The organism is Thermoanaerobacterium aotearoense, assembly GCF_009905255.1.
In the GTDB taxonomy this organism is placed as follows: domain Bacteria; phylum Bacillota; class Thermoanaerobacteria; order Thermoanaerobacterales; family Thermoanaerobacteraceae; genus Thermoanaerobacterium; species Thermoanaerobacterium aotearoense.
In genome coordinates this window covers 1,350,178-1,376,398 of sequence record NZ_CP047602.1, presented here as the reverse complement: position 1 = coordinate 1,376,398, position 26,221 = coordinate 1,350,178, and the positions used below count along the sequence as shown (strand labels likewise).

General features: G+C 32.6%; 33 protein-coding genes. 1 reads left to right on the top strand and 32 read right to left on the bottom strand.

What is annotated here, in order from left to right:
- Window position 1 precedes the first annotated feature (1 nt).
- From GSH73_RS06915 to surE, 8 genes are all read right to left on the bottom strand, one after another.
- A complete protein-coding gene (locus GSH73_RS06915; RefSeq protein WP_014758734.1) occupies window positions 2-853 on the bottom strand; it encodes a 4-hydroxy-3-methylbut-2-enyl diphosphate reductase in 852 nt (283 codons plus the stop codon).
- Between the two features lie 9 nt (window positions 854-862).
- On the bottom strand, window positions 863-1,441 hold the full coding sequence (locus GSH73_RS06910) for a lysophospholipid acyltransferase family protein (protein WP_014758735.1): 579 nt from the start codon (window positions 1,439-1,441) through the stop codon (window positions 863-865).
- A 12-nt stretch (window positions 1,442-1,453) separates the two neighbouring features.
- Entirely contained in the window at window positions 1,454-2,437 is a 984-nt protein-coding gene (gene cmk, locus GSH73_RS06905) for a (d)CMP kinase (RefSeq protein WP_267889040.1), read from the bottom strand.
- Between the two features lie 78 nt (window positions 2,438-2,515).
- A complete protein-coding gene (locus GSH73_RS06900; RefSeq protein WP_014758737.1) occupies window positions 2,516-2,980 on the bottom strand; it encodes a hypothetical protein in 465 nt (154 codons plus the stop codon).
- Between the two features lie 70 nt (window positions 2,981-3,050).
- The gene (locus tag GSH73_RS06895; protein ID WP_014758738.1) at window positions 3,051-4,268 is read right to left on the bottom strand and encodes a BaiN/RdsA family NAD(P)/FAD-dependent oxidoreductase; all 1,218 of its coding nucleotides are present in this window, start codon (window positions 4,266-4,268) and stop codon (window positions 3,051-3,053) included.
- Entirely contained in the window at window positions 4,265-4,888 is a 624-nt protein-coding gene (locus GSH73_RS06890) for a histidine phosphatase family protein (protein ID WP_014758739.1), read from the bottom strand. The genes GSH73_RS06895 and GSH73_RS06890 overlap by 4 nt, the downstream gene beginning before the upstream one ends.
- A 49-nt stretch (window positions 4,889-4,937) precedes the next feature.
- On the bottom strand, window positions 4,938-5,801 hold the full coding sequence (locus GSH73_RS06885; protein WP_014758740.1) for a MurR/RpiR family transcriptional regulator: 864 nt from the start codon (window positions 5,799-5,801) through the stop codon (window positions 4,938-4,940).
- 135 nt (window positions 5,802-5,936) lie between these two features.
- Complete coding sequence (surE, locus tag GSH73_RS06880; protein ID WP_014758741.1) at window positions 5,937-6,689, bottom strand: 5'/3'-nucleotidase SurE; 753 nt, start codon at window positions 6,687-6,689, stop codon at window positions 5,937-5,939.
- 90 nt (window positions 6,690-6,779) lie between these two features.
- Between surE and GSH73_RS06875 the strand changes: the two genes are divergently transcribed.
- A complete protein-coding gene (locus GSH73_RS06875) occupies window positions 6,780-7,418 on the top strand; it encodes a hypothetical protein (protein WP_014758742.1) in 639 nt (212 codons plus the stop codon).
- A gap of 35 nt (window positions 7,419-7,453) precedes the next feature.
- On the opposite strand, the gene safA is transcribed toward GSH73_RS06875, so the two are convergent.
- From safA to GSH73_RS06755, 24 genes are all read right to left on the bottom strand, one after another.
- The gene (safA, locus tag GSH73_RS06870; protein ID WP_014758743.1) at window positions 7,454-7,816 is read right to left on the bottom strand and encodes a SafA/ExsA family spore coat assembly protein; all 363 of its coding nucleotides are present in this window, start codon (window positions 7,814-7,816) and stop codon (window positions 7,454-7,456) included.
- Between the two features lie 114 nt (window positions 7,817-7,930).
- A complete protein-coding gene (locus tag GSH73_RS06865; RefSeq protein WP_014758744.1) occupies window positions 7,931-9,325 on the bottom strand; it encodes an oxaloacetate decarboxylase subunit alpha in 1,395 nt (464 codons plus the stop codon).
- A gap of 103 nt (window positions 9,326-9,428) precedes the next feature.
- Window positions 9,429-10,295: an agmatinase gene (gene speB / locus GSH73_RS06860; protein ID WP_014758745.1), complete on the bottom strand. Its 867-nt coding sequence runs from the start codon at window positions 10,293-10,295 to the stop codon at window positions 9,429-9,431.
- Between the two features lie 3 nt (window positions 10,296-10,298).
- Window positions 10,299-11,132 (bottom strand): polyamine aminopropyltransferase, encoded by an 834-nt coding sequence (gene speE / locus GSH73_RS06855; protein WP_014758746.1) that lies wholly within the window; start codon window positions 11,130-11,132, stop codon window positions 10,299-10,301.
- Between the two features lie 17 nt (window positions 11,133-11,149).
- A complete protein-coding gene (locus GSH73_RS06850; protein ID WP_014758747.1) occupies window positions 11,150-11,527 on the bottom strand; it encodes a GNAT family N-acetyltransferase in 378 nt (125 codons plus the stop codon).
- A 13-nt stretch (window positions 11,528-11,540) separates the two neighbouring features.
- Entirely contained in the window at window positions 11,541-12,248 is a 708-nt protein-coding gene (locus tag GSH73_RS06845) for a pseudouridine synthase (protein WP_014758748.1), read from the bottom strand.
- Between the two features lie 99 nt (window positions 12,249-12,347).
- A complete protein-coding gene (locus GSH73_RS06840; protein ID WP_014758749.1) occupies window positions 12,348-13,631 on the bottom strand; it encodes an FAD-dependent oxidoreductase in 1,284 nt (427 codons plus the stop codon).
- A complete protein-coding gene (locus tag GSH73_RS06835) occupies window positions 13,624-14,589 on the bottom strand; it encodes a sulfide/dihydroorotate dehydrogenase-like FAD/NAD-binding protein (protein WP_200866662.1) in 966 nt (321 codons plus the stop codon). Before GSH73_RS06835 ends, GSH73_RS06840 begins: the two co-directional genes overlap by 8 nt.
- Before the next feature lie 91 nt (window positions 14,590-14,680).
- Window positions 14,681-15,826 (bottom strand): D-alanyl-D-alanine carboxypeptidase family protein, encoded by a 1,146-nt coding sequence (locus GSH73_RS06830; RefSeq protein WP_014758751.1) that lies wholly within the window; start codon window positions 15,824-15,826, stop codon window positions 14,681-14,683.
- Between the two features lie 57 nt (window positions 15,827-15,883).
- Window positions 15,884-16,330, bottom strand: a complete 447-nt coding sequence (gene ytfJ, locus GSH73_RS06825) for a GerW family sporulation protein (protein WP_014758752.1) — start codon at window positions 16,328-16,330, stop codon at window positions 15,884-15,886.
- Between the two features lie 6 nt (window positions 16,331-16,336).
- Window positions 16,337-17,044, bottom strand: coding sequence for a DUF2953 domain-containing protein (locus GSH73_RS06820; protein ID WP_014758753.1), 708 nt, complete (start codon window positions 17,042-17,044; stop codon window positions 16,337-16,339).
- Between the two features lie 47 nt (window positions 17,045-17,091).
- Window positions 17,092-17,598, bottom strand: a complete 507-nt coding sequence (gene scpB / locus GSH73_RS06815) for an SMC-Scp complex subunit ScpB (RefSeq protein ID WP_014758754.1) — start codon at window positions 17,596-17,598, stop codon at window positions 17,092-17,094.
- Between the two features lie 4 nt (window positions 17,599-17,602).
- Window positions 17,603-18,313 carry a segregation and condensation protein A gene (locus GSH73_RS06810; RefSeq protein ID WP_014758755.1) on the bottom strand — a complete coding sequence of 237 codons (711 nt, stop codon included), beginning with the start codon at window positions 18,311-18,313 and terminating at the stop codon, window positions 17,603-17,605.
- A complete protein-coding gene (locus GSH73_RS06805) occupies window positions 18,313-18,876 on the bottom strand; it encodes a site-2 protease family protein (RefSeq protein WP_044984053.1) in 564 nt (187 codons plus the stop codon). Before GSH73_RS06805 ends, GSH73_RS06810 begins: the two co-directional genes overlap by 1 nt.
- A 47-nt stretch (window positions 18,877-18,923) precedes the next feature.
- Window positions 18,924-20,075 carry a CCA tRNA nucleotidyltransferase gene (locus tag GSH73_RS06800; protein WP_014758757.1) on the bottom strand — a complete coding sequence of 384 codons (1,152 nt, stop codon included), beginning with the start codon at window positions 20,073-20,075 and terminating at the stop codon, window positions 18,924-18,926.
- Between the two features lie 131 nt (window positions 20,076-20,206).
- Window positions 20,207-20,563: a stage V sporulation protein AE gene (spoVAE, locus tag GSH73_RS06795; RefSeq protein WP_014758758.1), complete on the bottom strand. Its 357-nt coding sequence runs from the start codon at window positions 20,561-20,563 to the stop codon at window positions 20,207-20,209.
- A gap of 15 nt (window positions 20,564-20,578) precedes the next feature.
- The gene (gene spoVAD / locus GSH73_RS06790) at window positions 20,579-21,592 is read right to left on the bottom strand and encodes a stage V sporulation protein AD (RefSeq protein ID WP_014758759.1); all 1,014 of its coding nucleotides are present in this window, start codon (window positions 21,590-21,592) and stop codon (window positions 20,579-20,581) included.
- A gap of 5 nt (window positions 21,593-21,597) precedes the next feature.
- A complete protein-coding gene (gene spoVAC / locus GSH73_RS06785) occupies window positions 21,598-22,047 on the bottom strand; it encodes a stage V sporulation protein AC (RefSeq protein ID WP_014758760.1) in 450 nt (149 codons plus the stop codon).
- Between the two features lie 53 nt (window positions 22,048-22,100).
- Window positions 22,101-22,304, bottom strand: a complete 204-nt coding sequence (locus tag GSH73_RS06780) for a dodecin family protein (protein WP_014758761.1) — start codon at window positions 22,302-22,304, stop codon at window positions 22,101-22,103.
- 196 nt (window positions 22,305-22,500) lie between these two features.
- Complete coding sequence (sigF, locus tag GSH73_RS06775; RefSeq protein ID WP_014758763.1) at window positions 22,501-23,244, bottom strand: RNA polymerase sporulation sigma factor SigF; 744 nt, start codon at window positions 23,242-23,244, stop codon at window positions 22,501-22,503.
- A gap of 9 nt (window positions 23,245-23,253) precedes the next feature.
- Entirely contained in the window at window positions 23,254-23,685 is a 432-nt protein-coding gene (gene spoIIAB, locus GSH73_RS06770) for an anti-sigma F factor (protein WP_014758764.1), read from the bottom strand.
- Complete coding sequence (spoIIAA, locus tag GSH73_RS06765; protein ID WP_014758765.1) at window positions 23,686-24,030, bottom strand: anti-sigma F factor antagonist; 345 nt, start codon at window positions 24,028-24,030, stop codon at window positions 23,686-23,688. It abuts the gene before it with no gap.
- 97 nt (window positions 24,031-24,127) lie between these two features.
- Window positions 24,128-25,282, bottom strand: a complete 1,155-nt coding sequence (locus GSH73_RS06760) for a D-alanyl-D-alanine carboxypeptidase family protein (protein ID WP_014758766.1) — start codon at window positions 25,280-25,282, stop codon at window positions 24,128-24,130.
- A gap of 57 nt (window positions 25,283-25,339) precedes the next feature.
- Entirely contained in the window at window positions 25,340-26,206 is an 867-nt protein-coding gene (locus GSH73_RS06755) for a site-specific tyrosine recombinase (RefSeq protein WP_014758767.1), read from the bottom strand.
- Window positions 26,207-26,221: the final 15 nt, after the last annotated feature.

Below are 26,221 nucleotides of genomic sequence, written 5' to 3'. Positions count from 1 at the left end.
TTTATTCTCCCTTTCTTCCACTTGTAATCTTATCAACAACTTCTTGTATTAAATAATCTGGCGTAGATGCACCAGCAGTAATGCCAACTGTTTCAACGTCTTTTAGAATAATCAAATCAATCTCATCAGCATTCTCAATTTGTATAGTTTTATCACAATTCTTTTCACATATTTTTTTTAATTTTTGCGTATTAGAGCTATTTTTTCCACCTATGACGATCATCATATCTACTTCTTTGGATATTTTTTCAGCAGATGATTGCCTTTTGTTGGTGGCATCGCATATTGTATTATATGATATTAATTCTTTGGCTTTAAGACGCAACAAAGCCAAAATATCTTCCCACATTTTTTGCGTTATGGTTGTCTGTGCAACAACACAGGCTTTATCTAAAAAAGGCAATGAATTTACATCATCGATTGATTGGATAACATAAGCTGAATTATTACACCATCCATTTACACCTACAACTTCCGGATGATTTCTATCACCTATTATAACAATAGAATATCCTTTTTTATAGTATCCATTGACTATTTTTTGAACTCTTTTTACAAAAGGACAAGTCATATCAATGATTTCCACTTTTTTCTTTTTTAATTCCTCATATATTTTTTCTGGTATACCATGTGTTCTAATAAGTATCTTGCTATTTTCATCCAATTCATCGATGTGTTCTATCGTCTTAATCCCTTTGTTTTCAAGGTCTTTTACAACTTGCGGGTTATGAATAAGCTCACCGTAAGCATAAGTCTTAAAATCATCGCCATTATTTACTTGATCATAGGCCATTTTGACTGCTCTTTTTACGCCGAAACAAAATCCTGCGTTGTCAGCTATCAATATTTTCATTGTTTCCTCCTAAATTAACTTTGAAATTTCCAGCATAATCTTTTCACCAATATTCGCCATATCTTGAGATGTTAAGTGCATATTTTGATACTCTTCAAAATAAATAGGTTTACCAATCTTTATTGTTACTTTTGAGAAAAGTTTATAATTCGACTTTATCCCGACCGGCAATACAGGTGCTTTCCCTTTTACTGATAAAAGCGATACACCAGGCTCGGCTTTTTGCAATTGGCCAGTTTTGCTTCTGGTTCCTTCTGGGAAAATACCAATGGCATGTCCTTTTTTCAAATGGTTTAAAGCAATTTTTATAGCAGTTAAGTCTGATGTGCCTCTTTTCACTGGAAAAGCGCCTAATCCTTTGTTTAATACAAATCTAAATAACGGATTTTTGAAAAGCTCAGCCTTTGCCATAAAAAAAATTCTTCTGGTAAAAATGGCGCCAACAATCGGTGGATCTAAAAAGCTTATATGATTAGGGCAGATAATTACAGGTCCATTAGCAGGAATATTTTCGTAGCCATCTACCTCTATTCTGAAAATTATATTTATAATAAAAAGAACGATGTATTTGGCTATATAATAAAACATGAGATACCCCCTTTACCCATTGGCTATAATATTGTACATTTTGCTTACTACTTCATCAATACTCATGTTTGTAGTGTCAATCACAATAGAATCATCAGCTTTTTTTAATGGGGCAACATCCCTTTCGGTATCATTCTTATCTCTTTTTCGTATATCATTTAATATATCATCATATTTAACAGGTATTTTCTTGCTTGTCAGTTCGTTGTATCTACGCATTGCCCTAACTTCAGGACTGGCAGTCAAAAAGAATTTAAACTGCGCATCTGGCATGACGACTGTCGCTATATCCCTACCGTCCATCACAACGCTGCCCTTATCTGACAACCTTTTTTGCAACTTTACCATTATTTCCCTTACCTCTGGTATCATTGAAATATATGATACTTTCTCAGAAATCGATGGTGTCCTGATCTCATTTGTAACATCTATTCCATCTAACAATACCTTATCATTTTTTAACTCAATATCAATCTTAGAAGCCAGTTCAACTATTTTATTTCTATTTTCTACATTGATATTTTCAATTATCGCTTTATATGTCAAAGCTCTATACATAGCTCCTGTATCTATGTAAGTAAAATTAAGTTTTTTTGCCAATTCCTTAGCAACTGTACTTTTCCCTGCACCAGCCGGTCCATCAATTGCAACTTTAATATTTAACAAGTCCAACCGCAATAATTTAGCATTTTTCATGTATATGTGCTTAACTTCTTTATCATCTTCACAATTAATGAACACTACGGTTCTGATACATTTCTCAAGACTTTTCTTTACGTTCATTTCTTGGAAACACATCATTGGAATATCTGAAATTCCATTATGTCTTAAGGCTTCTGCGGGGTAAGCAGCATCAATGTCTTTTGTTGCAGTAAAGAAGATAGATATGACATCACTGCTTTTTATCTTATTGATGCGAAAAATTTCATCAATTAGAGAAATTGTATCACGAAAAATAGCTTCTTTAGTATTTTCAGTTGTTATTGCTCCTCTAATGGCTTTTATAAGACATCAATCTCCTTTCCGTTTTTCTTTCTTTATAAATTATATAGTAAAAATCGTGTTATAACAATATCATCTCAATCTTACTCTACCAATGACTTCTATATCGCCGTTGACTTTTATAACTGCTGTCCTCTGTGGTTCTATTACATTGTCGCTTGAATCAATCACTTTAACATACAATGTTTGATTGTAGTTTGTTCCATCCATTTCAATAAGATCGCCTTGTTTTATGTTAATTTTTAATTTTTTCTCCTTAAAGCTATACTTTGGATCTCCGTTTATTAATATAAAAGCTTTTGGTGCCTTATCCAAATTAATTAATTCCAATTCCAAAGTTCCATCATTTGATAGATATGTATTTATGTTTATACCTTCGATTTTTTCTGTGGAATTTAAAAAAACCCTAATGTTATCATTTAACATTAATACTTGAGTCACTACCATAGTTAAAAAGCCCAATATGACAAAAAAGGCGACTATATTGTCGAAGCTTAAATAATATACACGTGCCGACTTTTTGACTCTTTTTCCCATAATAATCCTCCTTATGCATTCTTATATATTTTATGCAAAATATATAAGAAAATGCAAAGAAGGTTTATTTTCAAGAATTTATTCCTGCTAAATAGCCGGTAGAAAAAGAAATTTGAAGATTAAAACCGCCAGTCAATGCATCTACATCAATTATTTCACCCGCAAAAAAAAGTCCTTTAATAAGCCGCGATTCCATTGTCTTAGGATTTATTTCTTTAGTGCTTATCCCTCCAGAAGTGATTATGGCCTCATTTATAGATCGCTTAGATTTTATATGAAACACAAGATCTTTCATAACATTTACTAAAGCGCCTCGTTCCGCTTTTGATAATTCTGAAACTTTTTTGTCAGGATTTAAAGAGCTCACCTTTATCACATAAGGTATCAATGAACGCGGAAGCAAATCATTCAAAGAATTCTTCAACTCTTTTTTAGAATATTTTTTAAAATCTCTTTGCAGCCTTTCATCCAGCTTCTCGTGACTTAAAGCCGGCTTTAAATCAAGCTTTATTACAACATCTCCACTTTCAACACTTTTAAAAAAGCTGCTTAATGTCAATATTACAGGACCTGATAATCCAAAATGTGTAAACAACATTTCGCCAAATTCTTCTCTGACTAATTTACCATCTATACACAATTTAGCATTGATGTTTTTAAGTGTTAATCCCATCATTTCACTGACATCTTCGAAGGTTACAAGAGGCACTAATGCTGGATGCGGTTCTATTATTCTGTGGCCCAATTTTTTTGCCATATCATATCCATCCCCTGTTGAACCTGTAGAAGGATAAGATTTTCCGCCAGGTGCCAATATTAAACTATCACAAAATTCCTTTTTGCCATTGACAATTATTCCTTTGACGCTTGACCCATCAGTTAGAATATCAGTAACTTTGCTATTGAATCTAATTTCAATATGATTTTCTTTAATAAGCTTTAAAAGGACATCCAGTACATCAATAGCTTTATCTGAAACAGGAAATACCCTTCCCCCTCTTTCAACTTTAGTCATTAAACCATTCTTGTTGAAAAAATCAATTAAATCAGCATTAGAAAAACTATTTAAAGCACTATAAAGAAATTTGCCATTTGTTGGCGTGTTTTCAATAAATTCTTTTATTGATGCTGAATTTGTTATATTACATCTGCCTTTTCCGGTTATCATGAGCTTTTTCCCTGGTCTATCGTTTTTTTCAAAAATTATAACTTCATTGCCTTTTAGAGAACTCATTATGGCAGCCATCATTCCTGCAGGACCACAGCCAACTACAAAGACTTTTTTCAATTGTTATCGCTCCTTAAATGACATGTATCGTTCAGCAGAACTAAAACGCAATTTCCATCATCTTTTACATCTATTATGTTTAATGCTGTATTGTCTTGTCTTATCTTAGGATAAAAGCTTAAATCCAAATTTAGCATGCCTAAAATTAAAGCCTTGATTGTTGTTCCATGCGACACGATTAGTATATTTTTATTTTTATATTGTTCTACGATTTTATTCGTGACATTCAATATCCTCTCTTGCACAGCTTTTAACGTCTCAGCACCTTCAATTATGGCTTCTGGTGGATTAGTTTTCCATGTATGATACAATTCTTTATAGGATTTTTCTATCTCGTCTACTGTAAGCCCTTCCCACACGCCAAACGATATTTCTCTAAGCTCTGGCAATTTTATGACATCTAAGTTAAAGTTTTTTGCAATAAAAGTTGCTGTTTTATATGCTCTATCTAAATCACTGGAAAAAATCACATCTATAAATTCATTTTTTAATCTTTGAGACAACAAATAAGCTTGCTTCACTCCCTCATCGGAAAGTTCAGTATCACTTGCACCTTGAATTTTCTTTTGCCTATTCCATAACGTTTCACCATGCCGTACGATAAACAATCTAGTAGACATCAATAAACCTCCTGCAAATCAATTAAAGCCTTATTAGACTCTTATAGAATTAAATATTTTTCGACAAATATATTCCGTATTCATTCCAAATATTTTCTAATTTTTCAAATGTATCTGTTATCTTATCTTTCTCTCTGATACCGACAGAAACGATTAGTGCATTTATAAGACTCAACGGGGCGACTAATGAATCAACAAATGATGCCATATTGCTTTTGGCCAAAAGTATTTCATCGGCGATTTCGGTAAGCGGTGATATAAGACTGTCTGTAATAGCAACTATTTTTGCATTTTGAGATTTAGCATATTTCATAACTTCTAATGTCCTCTTTGAATACCTCGGAAACCCTATACCAATTACCAAATCCTCTGAATTTACTCTAAGCATTTGCTCAAAAACGTCAGATATGCCAGGTTTTACTAATATCACATTTTCAAGTATCAAATTTAGGTAAAAACCTAAATATTCAGCTATGGCAGTAGAACTTCTAAAGCCGATTATGTATATTTTCTTTGCCTTAAAAATATTGTCAACCACTTCTTTAAATGAATTTTTATCTATTTCTTCTTTTGTGGCTTTGATATTTTCTATATCAGATTTTAGCACATTGTTTAAAATAGAAACTTCATCTGTTTCATCTGTCATTTCAAGCCTTTGAACAGTAGTAAGTTTGTTTTTTATTAATTCCTGTAAAGCGCTTTGAAGCTCAGGATAGCCATCATAACCCAATGTATTTGCAAATCTAACTACAGTAGATTCACTTATATTTATGCTGTTGCCCAATTTTGCTGCAGTCATAAAGGCAGCTTTATCATAATGGTTTATTATATATTCTGCTATAATTTTTTGGCTTTTGCTTAATTGTGCGTAGTTATCTTGAATCCTTTTAATTATATCAGCATTTTTATCCATAATTTATACCCTTTCTATGCTTGATTTTAAAATTAATATCACATATAGAATATTCTATACGCAAACAAAAAATCCTGCAATCGATGAATAAAAAATGCCAATAAATTTAATGATAAATTTCTTGCTTCAAAAAATTCAAATAGACATATCCCAATTTTTTAAATTATCAATGAAGCTGTACATAGTTAAGTCAAGCTGTATTGGAGTTATAGAGATAAAGCCGTTTTTAACAGCGATTATATCACTATCTTCATCATTGGCATTTTCCAAGACTTTTCCCGCCAGCCAATAATAATCCCTGCCACGTGGATCGATTCTTTTTGTAAAATTTTCAGTATAATTTCGTTGACCTAATTTTGTGATTTTTATGCCGTTGAATTCGTCACTTACATTTGGTATGTTTACATTTAATAAACAGTTCTTTGGCAGTCCATTTCGTGCAACATTATCTATAAGCTTCCTTATATAAAGCATAGCTTTATCTGATAATTTTGACTCGGCTTCTAACGATATTGCAACCGAAGGATAACCATTAATAGCACCTTCCATTGCAGCCGAAACTGTCCCAGAATATAAAACATCTGTACCCAAATTGAAACCATCATTAATACCAGAAATTATGATATCTGGCTTTTTATCCATAACTACATCTATTCCCAGTTTCACACAGTCGGATGGGGTTCCATTTGCATAAAAAATTTTAAGTCTATCATCATCTTTGATTTTCTTAATCCTCAAGGGCTTATGCATCGTTATAGCATGTCCCACAGCACTTCTTTCTCTATCAGGTGCAACGACAACGACATCGTAATAATCTTTTAAAAAAACAGCCAATTCGTTTATGCCATCAGAAAAGACGCCATCATCGTTTGTCAGCAAAACATTCATACGCATCCTCCTACTATATTATTACATTCATGTACTGAATAATTAATATGATTTTAATATAAAATTAATATATAAGCAAGGAGTGATATTGTGATACAGATTGATGACGCTGGAAGCGGAAGTTTAATCGGCGGGACATGTATTGGCGTTATGAGAGTTGAAACTAATGAATACCATTATGACATAATACCTCTTACATACTATACGCAGGATAACTTTAGCAAAAAATTGTATTTACATAAAGCTGCTGAAATTTCAATTGGTTTCTTAAACCAAATGAAAGTAGACAAAGATGAGGAAATACATGTCTGCAGAGGTTACATGTTTGACTATTTGAGAGAATATCTAAAAGCTAATGGTTATAATTACAAAAGCACAAAAATATTGAATCCACTTCAGGATCAAATAGAGAAAACTTTTGAAAACTATGCATTGTCTCTTGGCCTTTCAAAGAGATTTCTTAGTTATACAAAATATCCATTTCATTTTCACAGATTATTAAAGTGGGTCTACGCCGATTACGATAATAGGCGCAAATTGTGTAAAACTGGATGGAAAAGCTTTATAAAGTATGGGTCATTAAAATTTGATGAATCATACTCAGAAATGACTAAAAATAAAAATATCTTCTGTCTTAAATGTGGTGAAAAAATCGATGATGGCCCAGTAAAGATAATTAAATTTAAAAGCAATTTTTTAAACGTTATTTATGTACATGTAAAATGTTGAGATACCATGCTTTGGCACCTCAACATTTCTATATTTTACCAGCAATGATGTGGTATACAAATTTGTTGACCCGGATATATTAAATTTGGATTTGGTATCTGTGGATTAGCTCTTATTAGGCAATCTAATGGAATACCATACATATTAGCTATGGTCCACATTGAATCTCCAGGCCTTACTATATACATTTCTCTGCAATGCCTCTCTGGTGGGCAATATGCTGGTATACAAATTTGTTGTCCCGGATATATTAGATTTGGGTTTGGTATCTGTGGATTAGCTCTTATTAAGCAGTCTAATGGTATGCCAAACATATTAGCTATGGTCCACATTGAATCTCCAGGTCTTACTATATATGTCGTTCTACAATGTCCAGGGTAATATTGTGGATCAGACATTATTAAAACCCCCTTTCATTTTTCTATTACATGTTATGTTTATTTTTAAATTGTGTTACACAACTATTTTTAAGATAAAAAAACTATAGGCTTTATGCCTATAGTCGTAATTGTTTATATCGGATGAACCCTTTCTTCGATATTTAATAATGTTGAATCAATTCTGTATTTTTTGGCTTGCCTATACTCGAAAAATCTTCTTGCTACTTGAGGAAATAATGCATATGATAAAACATCTTCATCTTGCTCTATAAATTCCTTTATCTCATTTTTAAATTCATCCAATTGAGGACTTAGTAAATCTGCTGGCCTCTTTGAAATTACTTCTTCATCGCCGATTATTTTCTTTCGTATAGAATCTGAAATTGGAGCTGGTGGCATCCCATATAAACCTTTGACATAATCTTTAATTTCTTTAGGAACGATTTTATATCTCTCCCCTGTAATAACATTTAAAACAGCCTGGGTTCCAACCATCTGGCTCATTGGAGTAACAAGAGGAGGATATCCCAAATCTTCGCGTACCCTTGGAACTTCTTTCAAGACGTCTTGATATTTGTTTAATGCATTCTGCTGCTTTAGCTGTGAAACCAAATTTGATAACATTCCCCCTGGTATTTGACTTTCTAATGCTTTAACATCAACAGACATAAGCAAAGACATATCGCTGTCATTTTTGTGATTCTGTTTGACTACATTAAAATGCTGAGCTATCTCAGCAAGCAATTTTAAATCTAGCCCTGTATCATATTCTGTATCTTTCAATGCAGCCACGATTGATTCTGTAGCTGGTTGTGATGTTCCTAAGGCAAGCGAAGAAATAGCTGTATCAACCCCGTCTACACCAGCTTCTATGGCTTTTAAATAAGTCATTGAAGCCAGTCCTGCTGTATAATGGCTATGCAGTTGAATTGGCGTGTAAAGTGCTCTTTTCAGAGATTTAATCAAATCGTATGCAACATAGGGTGATAATATTCCAGACATATCCTTAATGCATATGGAATCCGCACCCATATCTTGAAGAGACTTTGCCACTTTCAAATAATGATCTGTATTATGTACAGGACTAACTGTATATACAATAGCTGCCTGTACATGAGCACCTGCACTTTTTGCAGATTTTATTGGCACTTCTAAATTTCTCACATCATTTAACGCATCAAAAATTCTTATTATATCTATACCATTTTCAACAGATTTTATTATAAATTCATTTACGACATCATCGGGATAGTGTTTATATCCGAGTAAATTTTGACCTCTTAAAAGCATTTGAAGAGGTGTCTTCTTAATCGCCTTCTTTAAAAGTCTTAATCTTTCCCATGGGTCTTCATTCAAAAATCTCATACATGCATCAAATGTAGCACCGCCCCATGCTTCCAGCGAGAAAAAACCAACTTCATCTAATTTTTCTGCTATAGGAAGCATTTCATCGGTTGTCATTCTGGTTGCCAGCAACGATTGATGTGCATCTCTTAAAACAGTCTCCGTTATTTTTATCTTAGACATTAAAACTCCTCCTTTACTCAATATTATACTCTTGTTAAGTTAATATTTCTATAAAAAAATAAGACCAACTATTAAAAACTGGTCTTATTTTTAATGAAACTTATCATAAGAATGATAGAATAGACTCTCTTATCAATTTTGCAGCCAAAATCGACGTTATACCTGAGTGATCGTAATCAGGTGAAACCTCAACCAGATCCATACCTACAACATTAAGATCTTTTAACATGTGTATCGCACTTAACGCTTCTTTTGATGTTATGCCACCAGGTTCAGGAGTACCAGTTCCAGGTGCAAAAGCAGGATCTAAAACGTCTATGTCCCATGTGATGTATATAGGCTTTGATCTTATATTATCGAGTATTGATTTTAAAGGTTCTACAACATCATATAAGAACATATTGGTATTTTTAAATGCAAATACAAATTCCTCTTTAACACCTGAGCGTATACCGAAATGATACATATTTTTTTTGTTTATAAATTCAGAGGCGATTCTTAAAACTGTAGCATGGGAATCTCTTTCTCCAAAAAATTCAGTTCTCAAATCTGTATGTGCATCAAAGTGAAGCACAACTAACTCATTTCCGTATTTGTTAAAAACTTTTTCTAAAATTGGAGCGCTTATTAAATGCTCGCCACCCAAAAATATTGGCTTTTTCCCAGCATCTATAATATCTTTAGCAGCATCGCCAATTATATTTAAACATTTTTCTACATTTCCATAAGGTAATATCAAATCACCATAATCATAATACTTTTTATCTTTTAAACTTCTATCTAAATATACACTGTACTCTTCTAATCCTAATGACGCCATCCTTATTGCTTGCGGTCCAAAGCGTGTTCCAGGTTTAAAGCTTACAGTATAATCCATAGGAGCACCTACAATCACAATTTCAGATTTATAATAATCATCGCTGCTCCCTAAAAATTTTCCACCATTAGATAAATTGTCTTTTATTATCAAAAACTATGCCTCCTCAAAAATTTCTTTTACAAATTTCGGTAGAACAAAGCTGGCCTTATGTAATTGTGGCGTATAATATTTTGTGTCAATATTAGGAATATTATTCACATCTACAGCTTCTGGATCATACTTCTTAGAACCCATTGTGAAAGTCCACAAATGCCCAGGATATGTCGGTATAGTACATATATATGGCTTTACTATTGGGTAAATATTTTTAAACATCTTACTTAATTTATTTATTAAGCTACCATAAATAAAAGGTGACTCCGTCTGTGCTACTATAATTCCGTCTTCCTTTAAGCACTCATATACAGATCTATAAAAATCCTCTGTAAATAACCCTACCGCAGGGCCTATAGGATCTGTTGAATCTACAATTACAACATCAAATTCATTCTTGTGTTCGCTCACATATTTTATTCCATCACCAATCATAATCTCTACTTTTTCATCGTATAATCCGCAGCTAATTGTAGGTAAATATTTTTTCGAATTTTCCACAACACGATCATCGATCTCTGCGAGAACAACTCTTTCCACTGAATCGTGCTTCAAAATTTCTTTTACGGCACCACCATCGCCACCACCTACTATTAAAACACTTTTAGGATTTTTGTGAGTAAAAAGTGGAACATGCACTATCATCTCATGATACACAAACTCATCTTTCTCTGTCGTCTGTAAAATTCCATCAAGAATCAATACCCTACCGTAAAATTCAGACTCTATTACGTCTAGCTTTTGATACTGGGTATTTTCAGAATTTAATGTTCTATTTACTTTTAATGAATAACCTATAGAATCGTTGTGATGTTCAGTAAACCATAGTTCCATTTTTCATTCCTCCTAAATTATTTTTTAAATAATTCTTCTATGTCAACATATAAACCATTGTCAGATTTTTTAAAATGATTTCCAATGTAGAAATCATCTCTAATAGAATTTTTTATACATGCCTTTTTAATTCCAAAGTCATATACGTTGTTCAATGCAACCTTTAAAAGCATTGTTCCATAACCTTTCATCTGATATTCAGGCAAAACAGCATGTCCTATTATATAAGCTATATCATTATCTATTTTTATTGTTATAAAGCCAAAAGGCTTTTCATCTGTTGCTATCATATTGATACATTTGCTTAGATCTACCAAAAGAGGCAATTTAAAATAATCAGCAATTTCTTTTATATATTTTAAATCTTCTTCTAATGCAAACTTGATTTTAAACATAAACCATCTCTTCCTATAATTTTTTTAGATATTCTACTTCATCTTTAGATAGATAACGCCATTGTCCGGTTTTTAAATTTCCAATATCCAAATTGCCTATTTTTACTCTTTTTAACTTTAATACAGGATGTCCAATTAACTCACACATCTTTCTGATTTGCCTGTTTCGTCCCTCATGGATGACTATTCTTACGGTAGAATTTCCGTTTGCGACTTTTAATATATCTATCTTAGCCTTGGCAGTTTTATAATTATCAATGCGAAGTCCGTTTCTAAACATATCCAACTTCATTTTGTCTGGCACACCTTTTATTTGCGCAATATATACCTTGTTAATATTATGCCTCGGATGCATGAGCTTATTTGCCAAATCACCGTCATTCGTAAGCAAAAGCAGTCCTGAAGTGTCGTAGTCCAATCGACCGATTGGATACACCCTGTCATCAATATTAACTAAGTCTATTACCGAAGGCCTATCAAATTGATCTTTAACCGTCGTAATATATCCTACAGGTTTATTTAGCATGATGTATATATTTTTATTGACTTTAGTGACTACTTTACCATTGTATTCAATAACATCCTTGTTGGGGTCAACTTTGACACCAAGCTCTCTTACAGTTTCACCATTGACTTTAACTTTTCCATCTAAAATCAATTGCTCGCATTTTCTTCTGGACGCGATCCCGCACTCAGCCAAATATTTTTGCAATCTTTCCATGACACTTCACACTCACATTTATTATACACCCAGCACAACGCATATAATATAACATTTTTTGATACAAAAGACAATAGTTTAGGCAAGCTTTAAACTTGCCTAAACTAATTTTTCATCATATATTCCTATAAGATTATCTCTTTCTACCTTCTCTCTAATCACATCAGTATTTGTAGTATACAACCCTAATGATTTCATTCTCTCAAAATATATTCCACCTGCAAACGTATAGCGATTTTTCAATCCTTCTTTTGTTTCTATACATTCATTTTCATAGGCGATAAGATCTCCCGATGCCAAATTTCTTGGTAATTCTAAAAGCGGCATTCCTAATGACAACCTGACACTATTGTGCCCTGCCAGACATCCGGTAGTCATAGCCTCTGTATGTCCAGTAAAAAGCCCCGATTTTTCTCCTGCACAAAGCAAATTATCAAGACCTTTTACTTTCATTCCATTGTTCCTGGGAGCAATAGAGAGATATCTAATTGAATTAGCCTTTCCTCCAGAATACGGATCTTCAAACCTGGCTCTTTCAAGCCCCGGAATTTTTCTTAATTTTTCTAAAGGATAAAATGGGGTCATCAGCTTAGCATGGCCAGTATCAAGCAGTATGACATTCTTTGCGTATTCTGGAAGTGCATATTGTTGACATACTTTTATATTCAGTTTATCCATGTTTACATCTTCTTCAGGAACTGGTAACACGACAACACCTTCTTTATCAAGCTTCTCTCTGATTTCATCGCTTAATGAATCTTTATTCAACTTACAAGACCCGCTAAAGGCACCATAAACTTCATCAGATCTCATTCCTAAAATATCTTCAACACCTGCTCGGTAACTTATGCTTATCCTTGGTCCAAAAGATGGACATCTTAGTATGCACATTGAACAACCGTTGCCGTATCTTAAACAATTTCCCATAGGCCCTGTTGAACCGGTAGTCTCTATAAATACATCGCCATATTCAACTGATTCATCGTCTAAAACAATACCTTTGATTTTTGTCTTGTTTTCCATTACTACATCTGCCGCTCTAGATATAAATTTAATTTTAATTCCTTTATTTAATAGCATTTTTCTTATTTCAGGCTCAACCTTAGTTATGTCGTAAAGATTTGCGTGTTTATGACCTGGAAATTCAATATTTCTATGCCTTGCACACATATCAGTTATCTCAATCAATTCATGTCCACCTAAATACTTCAGCTCTTCTGCGGCAGTAAACCTGCCATTGTTTCGCATTATTCCTCCTACTAAACCACAGCCTAACAACATATCTGTTTTTTCAAGCAATACGACTTCAGCTCCTGCTTTTTTTGCCGTAAGAGCCGCTGCACATCCTGCCCAGCCGCCTCCAATAACAACAACCTTAACCATGTAATACTCTCCTTTCAATGGCTTTTCTAACATCTAATTGAACTTTACATGACCTTATTTTTTGCCCATCAATTTGGACCTCACAACTGCCGCAAATGCCTTCTCCGCAGCATATTGTATTATTGTTTGATACAGCAAAATAAGCTTTGCTATCAAGTAAATCTAAATAATTTAATATATTCAGATGTTGTTCATCAGAACCTCCACTGTAAATTAATTTAATATCGTTGTCTGCAATTGCTTTTTTTAAAATATCTTGCCCGTCGTTACTTAAAAGATCTGTCGTAATTATTTTTAAATTAAAGTTATTAATATACTGCCAAATAAAAAACTCTTCGACTTTACCCTTATCAATTATCACAGTTATTTCATTGTTGTTATTGTATAGCTTGTTTATGATTATTGCTCCAGGTGCTTGTGCTATACCCCTTAATATTACAAGGCATTTTGAATTTCTGGTGCCTTTTATATATTTGTGTCCAAACAATCCATTCCAATATGGGCCTCTTAAAAAAACGCGTTTACCGCATGAATTAATTACATTGGTCTTAGGACCGTTAATCTGTACAGCAATTTTTATAATCCCATTTATCTCATCAGCGTACATTACAGACATTGGAGCGTCGAAAAAAGAAGGAGTTGATTCATTTCTTAAGAATACATATGATCCGGGTTCATTTAAATCTCTTGCCATTTTATTAGGCACAGATAGCGTCAATATAATTAAATTTTTATTTATATTTTGTTTATCAATTATATCTGCCACAATAGTCTCCCTTTTTGCTTTCGCTTTTCTTTTTGACCATATAAAATCTTGATATACACATACACCATTCCAATTGCAATCGCAAAATTCTTTTCCTTGCAATTGAGAACAAACAATACATTCGTTTAATTCTGCTAAATAGCAAGGACAGTAATCACTACCAATGTCAATGCATTCAAGCCTGTGATTGATCATTTAACCATCTCCTAAAGAAATTTTACATATTTATGTTATTCTCAAATAAAAAAAAGGTTACAAAAAACTCCTGGTACGTACCAGGAGTTTAATATTGGAGTATGTCAATCCAATTCTTTATGATGGTTTTAAAATTAAACTTGTAATCTCTTTCATCAACGTTTTTGCCTGCAACAACATCGATAGTCGCAATCTGATTATCATTCAATTTTACAATTGCTACTCCTACCTTTTCTCCAATTCCTATCGGTGCTTTTACGGATTTAGGTAGGCTATAATCAATTTTAACATTTATCTCCTCATCTTTTGAAATTGGCAATATAAAATCACTATTATATATAAGAGGCAGATATTTTCCCTTGCCATTGACAACACTTATAGTCTTTACCATCTGACCTTTCGAAATGATTTTAATTGGAGTATAGTTTGCAAAAGAATAATCTAAAATTTTTTGCGTGTCTTCCCACATTGGGCCGCTGTTCAATACTACAGATATTAACCTTTGACCATTTCTCGTTGCTGAAGCAACTAAGCATCTACCAGCCTTATTAGTAAATCCTGTTTTTACTCCATCTGCTCCTTCATATTGCCAAAGCATCTTGTTTTTATTTCGCAGATATCTGTCGTATCCTTTTCCATCCCAAGGAATCGTCTTTTCTTTTGTTGATACTATTTCAGCAAATTTATTGTAATTATTAAAAGCATATCTTGTAATTAAAGCTAAATCATAAGCAGTTGTATAATGGTTGTCTATTCCGATATCAAGACCTGAAGGTGTGACAAAATTTGTATTATATGCTCCAATTTCTTTAGCTTTTTTGTTCATAAGCTCCACAAACTTATCAACACTGCCGCTTATATGTTCTGCAATCGCAGTTGCAGCATCATTCCCTGAATTCAACATCAAACCGTACAATAAATTTATCATTGAAATTTTTTCTCCAGGCGAAAGCCATATTGAAGACCCACCTACACTTGCAGCTTTTTTGCTGACGGTTACAATGTCATTTAAATTGCCGTATTCTAAAGCCAACAGCAATGTCATGATTTTGGTTGTACTTGCCATAGGAAGTTTTTCACTTATATTTTTTTCAAAAAGAATTCTGCCCGATCTCTGATCCATTACAATTGCAGCTTTTGCAGCAATTTGAGGAGACTTTAAATTTTCGGCTTCTATGTTTATAGGGGTCATAAGGAAAGTAAAAATAAGCACGAATAAAAGTATCTTCTTCATTACTGTCCTCCTTGAAAGTTAATACCTCACATTATGACCCGCTTACTACCTAATAAATCAATCTATGTTATTTGTTACAGTTATTGGAGTTGATTTTTTATAAGTCTTGTTTTTGCTAAAAACATTTTGAAGTTCTTCCATCAACTTAGGTGCTAAATCGATTATTCTTTCAACCATAGCATTTTGATTTACCGGCAAAAGCCTTATCTGTCCTTGTCCTACAACCATAAATGCAACTGGCTGCAAAGAAACGCCTGCACCACTACCACCGCCAAATGGCATGTTTGTTTGTCCATTATTTTGATTTTGTTCTTTGTCTTTATTTTGCGTCATCTGAAATTCTCCACCACCAGCAGCAAAACCAAATGTTACCCTTGAAATTGGAATGATCACTGTTCCGTCCGGAGCTTCTACCGCATCCCCAACGATTGTATTTACGTCTATCATTTCCTTAAGACTCTCCATAGTCGTCTTCATTAATCCTTCAATAGGATGATCGCTCATCCAAAATCACCTCCGTTTAAAATTTTTTAAGAATTTAATACCATTAACTATAATATTACCATATCTAAAATCTAATATGCAATCAAAGTCGCTTTTTAAAATATTTTCTCCAAAATGAGGGTTTATAGATATGTAAGGCTTAGTTAAAAATTTTATATTGCAATAGACAGGAACAATTAGCGTATAAATTACAGAATTAATGATTCCATATACAATGGATGTAAAAGCTGCATCGTTAAATCCCTCATCTATGTTTAATCTTAATTTTCTAATTACTATAGACCTTTTAATGCTTTTGCTCATTTCATAAATCATAATCTTATTTGAATTAAATAAATCTATTATTCTATGTACATCATGTAAACTTAGCATTTTTCTCTTTTCTGATTTTTGGGGAAATTTTAAAAAAAAGGCCTTATGAACTTCATACTTTATTACAGGTCTATTGTCTTTTAGAGTAAAATTAACAATATCAACGACTACATTCATCAATCTAATTCCAAATATTTTTAATGACAACTCTACTCTATCATTTTCATCAATTCTTTTATAATTAACGTTTAGGCTGGCAATCTTAGCAAATCGAACAATGTATATGTATATATTCAAAATAAAATTTACACCATAATTGTCATAGTGCATTTTAAAAGTCATAGGGTAAATAAAAATAAATATTACTACAAGCAAAATTAATAATATATAAAGAGAAAACATCAATTCACCTTCTCAAATATATTGTTTTCAATAATAAAAATAAAATACTAAGTAATATCATCTAATGGGGGCAAATCTTTTAAAGAAGGCAAATTAAAATACTTCAGAAAATCATCAGTTGTAGAATAAAGTATTGCACGGCCTGGAGCATTTATTCTTCCATCTTCTTTGATTAAATTAAAATCTAATAAGGTGTTAATTGCTTTCTCGCACTTTACACCTCTTATTTTTTCTATGTCGATTCTTGTAATAGGCTGATTATAAGCGATTATAGACAAAACTTCTAAAGCAGCTTGAGATAATCCTTGCTTTATATCAAGGCCTAAAGCCTTTTTTATATAGTCTGCATATACTTCATTTGAAGACATCACTATTGAATCATTTATCATTGAGACTTTTACACCTCTATTTTCTCTTTCATAACCGGTTTTTAACCTATTAAAAGATTCAATAACATCCCTTGAAGATATATTCAATACGTCACTTAAAGTTTTTATCTTTACAGGTCTGCCAGCGGCAAATAGTATGGACTCTATTATGAAATCTATATCCATTATTTCACCTCTTTAGACTTTTTATAATTATGTCTCCAAATGTCTTTTTTTGTTCAGCCGCAACTTTATTTAATTTAATCAATTCTAAAAGTGCTACAAACGAAACAATTTTTTCCAACTTACGTAAATTCTTTAAAAAATCGCCAAATTTAATCACAGGGGTAACTATTAGTTTCTTTAATATCTCCTTTATTTTGTCATCAATTGTAATTTGATCTTTTGCATATCTAATTGGCATAACATTGTTGTTGGACTTTTGAAGAATCTTCATATAAGCTTTTTTTAAGTCGATAGCTGAATAATTAAGACAAAGCGATTTATCAACGTATTTTATTTCAGGCTCATCTCTAAAAAATTTAGTGCCTAATGTATTTAAATCTTTCAGCCTGTTTGCGATACTTTTATATTTTTTATATTCAATCAGCTTTTCCACCAATTCTTCTCGAGGATCTGCATCAGCTATTGTCATTTGCTGCCCTTCGGCATTTTGCTTTGGCAAAAGCATACTTGATTTTATCTCCAGCAATGTAGCAGCCATTAAAATAAACTCTGTCGCAATATCCAAGTCCATTTCTTGCATTGCCTTTAAATATTCCATGTATTGATCAAAAACAGATGCTATCGGTATGTCTTTTATATCTATTTCATTTTTTTCTATCAGATGAAACAAAAGGTCAAAAGGCCCTTCAAAAGATTCTATTTTGATATTATACATTATCCCACTCCAAACGGAAACAAAATTATTTTAGAAATTAATCTATCTAATCCCATCATTAGCGGAGTCATAAATAAATTAATTATTCCTGTAAATAGAAGCAATAGCAAAACAATTTGTCCATATTGTTCATATTGCGAATAGATATACGCTTCTTTCTGAGGAAGAATGCTCCACAAAACCTTTGAACCATCTAACGGTGGAATAGGAATTATATTAAACACAGCAAAAACCAAATTGTATTGATATAGTATAGTCAAAAAAAGTCCTAATACAGGAATGTTTCCAACATAAAACATCAGAATTCGCGTTATTATAGCCAAAAAAACGTTAGAAAGGGGACCAGCCAGAGCCACATATAAAACGCCTTTTCTTCTGTCTTTAAAATAATATGGGTTTATTGGTAATGGCTTAGCCCAACCAAAGTATATAATAAACAGCATAATTAGTCCTAAAGGATCTATGTGGGCCAGTGGATTTAATGTAAGTCTTCCGCTTTGCCTAGGCGTAGGATCGCCTAATTTATCTGCTACATATCCATGGCTAAATTCATGAAAACTCATTGCGATTATCAGCGCCGGAATTCTAATTAAATAGCTTAATAATGTACTCAAATCTTTTCACCTCTTTTGACTTTTTCTACATAATGTAATAGACTCCTAATCTCATCTTCTCGATCTTTTATCTTGCCTGAAATTTTATCCAGCAATATTTTATCTAAAATTTGTTTGTAAATTGGTGACGGCTGAAGTCCTAATCTTTTTATATCGTCGCCATTTATTTCTAATCTTTTTAATTTCACCATATCATAATATTTTTCGATGGCTTGTTTTGTATTTAAGTCTTCCATAATATGTACTGCAGATATTGCTTCTATCCTCTTATCTTTTAATGTATTAAAAATAGATGCATTTTCATTTAGCTTAGACATATTCATCTTTATATTCAGAATATCAGATAATCCACTTAAATATTCTCGTTTTAAATTGTATTTTCTAATTAAACAATCAGCATCTTCTTTTGTGGCATTGTAGAAAAGCAACAAAAATCTATACAATAATATATCGCCTTCTTTAGGGCTTGTATTCAAATTTGTTGCATTAATCTTTATGCCGCAAAATAATTCCTTATTAATCTGATAATACTTCATCAACTCTACTATAGGTTCAGGTTTCTTTTCTTTTAATATCAAATAAATTTCATTCATAATTCTATCGGCAGATACATTAAAAATATCACCGTCAGATATAGACTTCCTCAACAACCGTTCAGTATGTTGCTCTATTTTAAAACCTAATCTTCCGCTGTATCTTATTGCTCTAAAAATCCTCGTTGGATCGTCAACAAAACTTTTATCATGCACGACTCTAATTAATTTATTTTTTATGTCGTTTCCACCGTTATATATATCAATGATTTGATTTGTTTTTACATCTAATGCCAGCATATTTATCGTAAAATCTCTTCTTTTAATATCATCAGCAAGACTGGCTCGTTGTACGACTGGCAACATTCCAGGACGTTCATAACGTTCCTTTCTTGCAGACACAATATCCAACTCAAAATCTTTTGTTTTTATTTTGGCAGTCTCAAATTTGTCATGTACTTCCATCTCACCATTTAAAATTTCATTGAGCATAAAAGCAAATTTTATTCCATCGCCTTCTACCGTAATATCAATATCGTCGCTTTCTAAATTTAACAATTTGTCTCTTACGTATCCTCCCACAATATACGCATTTACTCCAATTTTCTCCGACATATCTTTTAAAATTAAAAGTATATCTCTATCTATAAAAACTCCCTCTTTCTCGCTAATATGCTTTAATTATTATACCATATTTGCACAAAAAAATAAGCATAATCCCATGAATTATGCTTTTCTATAAATGATTATTTTTTAGTACGAGGATTAAATATTATGGAAAACAAATAACCAAAAAAAATTGCTGCAGCAATACCACCTGCTGTTGCCGTCAAACCACCTGTAAAAGCGCCAGTAATGCCATCTTTTTTTACTGCTTTGATTGCCCCTTGTGCTAAAGAATTTCCAAAACCAAGAAGTGGAACAGTGGCACCAGCTCCTCCAAAATCTATTATTTTTTTGTATATTCCTATACCACCTAATATAGCTCCTACTGTAACATACAAAACTAAAATTCTCGCAGGTGTAAGCTTTGTTTTATCCATTAATAATTGAGCAATCACGCAAATTATTCCGCCTACGAGAAAAGCCCGTAAATAATCCAATTGTATCAACCTCCTCTACGCGTAATTTGAAATTGTGACTGCATGTGCTATACCAGGTATTGACTCGCCTTGTTGCGTACTTGTTGGCGATAGCAAAGCCCCTGTAGCGATAAATAAAACCCTATTGTAAATTCCGCTTTTTATCTGTTGAAGTAGCCAACCATTTAAAACTACTGCAGAACATCCTGCCCCACTTCCGCCGGAATGTACATCTTGCGACTCATCATATATTTCTATTCCGCAATCTTTGTATTTATTTTCAATGTTCATGCCTTCTTTTCTAAGCAACTCCATTAGGATGCTTTTCCCAACTCTCGCCATATCTCCAGTTATTATCAAATCATAATCGTCTATTGTAAAACCAGTATCATTAAAATGTGTCAAAATTGTATCTGCTGCAGCAGGTGCCATAGCAGCACCCATGTTGTTTGCGTCTTTCATTCCCAAATCAACAACTTTCCCTGTGGTAACATGTGTTATATATGGACCTGTGCCATTGGATGACAACAACGATGAACCAGATCCTGTAACCGTCCACTGGGATGTGAATGGCCTTTGGACACCTTGCTCTAATGGAAATCTGTATTGTCTTTCTGCAGTAGAAAAATGACTAGATGTTGTAACAACAATATGATCTGCAAATCCTCCATCTATTAGCATAGAAGCTATCGACAATCCTTCAGCCATTGTGGAACAAGCTCCATATAATCCAAATGTAGGCACATTAAATTGCCTGGCAGCAAAACTAGAAGTAATTATTTGGTTTAAAAGATCTCCCCCTATCAAATAATCAATATCTGAAATATTTAAACTTGCTTTTTTAAGTGCTAAGTTAACAGAATCCTGAAACATTTTACATTCAGCTTTTTCCCAACTTTTTTCACCGTAAGTATCATCAGTCAAAATCATGTCAAAATAATCTTTTAAAGGTCCTTGCCCTTCTTTTGGTCCAACTATTGTGCCAGACGATATAATAGAAGGCGGATTTGCGAATTTCACAGTTTGCGATCCAACTTTTTTTATTGCCATAGTAATCACCCTTTTAGAAAATAGTATATGATCCCTACGATAATAGAAGTACCAACACCATAAACTATGACCGGTCCTGCAATGTTAAACATTCTCGAAGCTGCTCCAAATACAAATCCTTCTCTCTTAAACTCCATAGCTGGTGAAACAATAGAATTTGCAAAACCAGTTATCGGGACAACAGAGCCAGCTCCTGCAAAACGTCCAATATCATCGTAAATACCAATTCCAGTTAAAAATGAGCCTAAAAAAACCATTATAATTGCAACAGGAGTTCCAGCTTGTTCAGGAGTCATTCCACGTTTTACAAACAAATTTAAAAAAAATTGACCAACATCGCAGATTAACCCACCTACCACAAAAGCCCATAAAACATTTTTCAAAAGAGTTGGCTTTGGTTCATATTTTTGTGCAATATCTTTGTATTCTTGTTGCTTTTTTATATCTTTTTCCATTTCAATACCTCCATAAATTGATATACAGTGGGCACCTTATGGTTGCCCACTTTTTATCTGTCTACTCTAAATGCTATCTGAATATTTGCTTTATATTCCACAATTTTACCGTCTTTTACATTGGCAGTCTGGTTTAACACTTCTATCCCAGATATATTGTTTACAGTTTTTGCAGCTTCTGCAACAGCATTTTGTATAGCATCATCCCAGCTTTTAGTTGAATCTCCAACGACATTTAAAATTTTAACTACAGCCATTCTAATTCCTCCTTTAAATAAACAAGTATAGCACTATCTGGTACTTTTTTGGCGCTAAATTTTAAAAAGTAAATAGCAGATAAAGTAAATATAATTATTGAGAAAATTATAATAAGCTTTCTCATTTGTAACACCTCGGTACAGTAATATTATGTGACAATATGTTTTTTTCATACAAAAAGAAGTGCAAATAACTTTACACTTCTTGCAACTGTTCCTTTAGTTTTTTTAAAACCTTTTTTTCAATTCTTGATACCTGCACTTGAGATATGCCTAAGATTTTCGATACTTCTGTCTGCGTCATGTCTTTAAAATACCGCAAAACAATTATCTGTCTTTCACGAGAATTTAAATTTTTTAAAACCATTCTTAAAGCCAACCTATCTTCAATTTCGTATTCCTGTTCTTCGATCCCTATTTTTTCTATCAAAAGCAAATTGTCATCCTCATTATGATTGGAATTATCATACAAATATTCAGCAGCGGCAGTAGATTCAAATGCCATTGCAACTTCTTCTGCCGAAACATTAAGCTTTGAAGCAATTTCTTGAATTGTTGGTTCTCTATTTAATTCCTTTTCCAATTTGTCTTTCATAAAATAAGCTTTATTTGATAATTCTTTTAATGACCGGCTAACTTTGATAAGTCCATCATCTCTCAAAAACCTTTTTATTTCGCCTATTATAATTGGCACTGCATACGTGGATAATTTCACATTATAGGATTCATCAAACTTATTAATGGCTTTTACAAACCCTATACATCCAATCTGATAAAGATCTTCCGCCTCATATCCTCTGTAAGAAAATTTCTTCACTATGCTCCAAATAAGGCCGCTATTTTCTTTCAGCAATTTCTCCATCGAAGACTTGTCATTATTTTTAGATTTTCTTATAAGTTCATTTACATCTTCATTCCTTTCATTATCTTTATCAATCATAGCAGCACCTCATTTACCTGAATTGATGTATTTGGTCATTCTAACCTTAGTACCTTTTCCTTTTTCTGATTCAACAACCAATTCATCCATAAAAGTCTGCATCACAGTAAAACCCATTCCTGATCTATCTTCATCAGGTTTTGTAGTATATAAAGGTTCCATCGCTTTTTCAATGTCCTCTATCCCAACACCATTGTCAATAACTTCGACTGTTAACTTGTTACCTTCTATCTCTGCTTTTAATATTATATAATCAATTTTGCCTTCATAGCCGTGAATTATGGAATTTGTGACAGCTTCAGACACCGCCGTCTTGATATCTGCTATTTCTTCTACAGTCGGATCTAATTGAGCTGCAAAAGCAGCAATAACGGTCCGTGCAAAAGACTCATTTTGTGACTTGCTTAAAAATTTTAACTCCATTTTATTTGAATAACTCATTTATATCCCCCTTTGCATGTTTTTAATAGCTTCTTCTATTGTATCATAGCAATTTATTATCCTTAAAATTCCTGATAATTCAATGACTTTTAAAAGTCGAGAATTAGCACATACAATCGCCAATTTGCCATCATTATCTTTAGCCATTTTATACCTTCCAAGAATCATTCCAATGCCGGAACTATCCATAAAATTCAATTTTTCAAAATCCAATATAATATTTTTAAATCCTTTCTGGTATTCAGTATTTATAGCATCTTTAAAAATATCCGATGTATGATGATCTAATTCCCCTTTTATCTTTACTATTAAGGTGTCATTTTTTTCTACAAATTTTATTCCCATATTCATCCCTCCATAATATATTATTCTACATCATAGCTCAATTTCCTCCTTATTTGTAATTTTTTTCTATAGAAAATTTTAAAAAAATACTAAAAGCTTATAAGCTTTTAGTATTTTTTACCCACGATTTATAGATTTTTTCAAAAGTATTTATTAAATTTGTTCTTTTTACACTTTTATCAGCTATTAATGATACTGTCTTTATCAGATTATTGCCGTCGTATATTTTTACTGTTCCTATTTCTGAACCGGCTTTCACAGGTGCATCGACATATTTATTTAAGCTTACTATTTGCTTTATATTTTTTGATTCACCCTTCTTCAATAATACATATTCATCATTTTTGGAAATAGCATTTACGTAATCTTGTTGGCCTTTTAAAACTTTTATGTTGCCATATACTTTGCCTGCTTCAACGACTTTTTTTGTTTCAAAATTAGCAAAACCATAATCTAATAATTTTGAAGCTTCTTTGAAGCGAGTAGCAGAATCTGGTGCTCCAAATACCACCGCTATAAATCTTGTATCGCCTCTTTTGGCGGTTGCAGATAAACAATACAACGCTTCTGAAGTAGAGCCTGTTTTTATTCCATCTGCGCCTTGATAGTTCCAAAGAAGCTTATTAGTATTAGCTAAACTAAACTTACCATTTCTGACAGAATCAATTTTATCAGTTAAATATTTAAATATATTTTTATGTTTTACAAGTTCTCTGGATATTAGCGCCATATCATAAACAGAAGTATAGTGTCCCTCTTCAGGTAAGCCTGATGCATTCTTAAAATTTGTATTTTTTGCGCCCAACTCTTTAGCTCTTTTGTTCATTTCTTCCACAAATTTTTCCTCACTGCCTGAAATATATTCAGCCAATGCGACTGAGGCGTCGTTTGCAGAATTCATCGCGACAGATTTCAACAGATCATCCACCGTCATTTCTTCGCCGACCTCTAAATAAATTTGTGTGCCACCCATATCATAAGCATGTTCGCTTGTCACAACTTTGTCAGTAGTTTTGATTTTACCAGAATCCAATGCTTCCATAACTAAAAGCATAGTCATTACTTTTGTAACACTGGCAGGAGGTAGCTCTTCATGACTATTTTTTTCATATAGAACTTTACCTGTATTGGCGTCCATAAGAATTGCAGATTTTGACTTGAGATTAAAATTGTCAGCATATGCAAAATTTTGTAATAGCACTGAACATATAAGCACAAATATTAATGTAAATGATAGTGTTTTTTTCAACATTTTATCCCTCCTCTTAAAATTATTTTTTCTAATGGAGGGATTATTATTCTTAAATTTTTAAGCTCTTGGATGCGATTTTTTGTAGACTTCTTTTATTTTTGACTTTGAAATCAGTGAAATCAAATCACCTTGGTTAAAAGATTTGTACCCAAGAATTTCCTGTACACTTCTTATGTCAGCTCCATTTTCCAACATGTGCTTTGCAAAAGATTTTCTCAATATGCTTGGCGTTATGTCAAAACCAGGATTTACTATATCGGTATATTCTTTAATGATTTTCCAACATCCCTGGCGAGTTAACGGTTCACCTCTTAAATTTAAAAACAGGAATTCATCTTGATCTATTTTTCTCCTTACAGAAATGTAGTTTTGAAGTGCATTTGAAGCTGAATTTCCAATTGGTATAAATCTTTCCTTTGAGCTTTTGCAATAGATATACCCATAATTGAGATTTACATCTTTTACACGCAGAGATATCAGCTCTGATACTTTGAGCCCAGTTGCATACAATACCTCTAATATCGCTTTATCCCTCAATCCTTTTTCACTATTCTCGAATTCATGAGATAAAAGCTTGTCAACCTGTTCTACTGATAATGTTAGAGGAACTTTTTTCTCTATTTTTGGTGCATCTAAAGTATACGCCGGTTCTTTATCAATAAACTTGTTCATAAATAAGTATTGGTAAAAAGATTTTATGGATGATAGGTGACGAGAAATAGTGGATTGCGACATATTTTTATGTTTTAAAAAATTTAAATAGCTAATGATTGTTATTTTATTAACATCGTAATATTCGATGTTGTTTTCTTTTAAGTGCTCCATAAACTGTGTTATATCTCTTTTATAAGATTCAATCGTATTATCGCTTAGCTTTTTGTCATTTTTTAAAAAATCAATGAAAGCTTGTACAATACTTTCCATCTGCATTACCCCTAT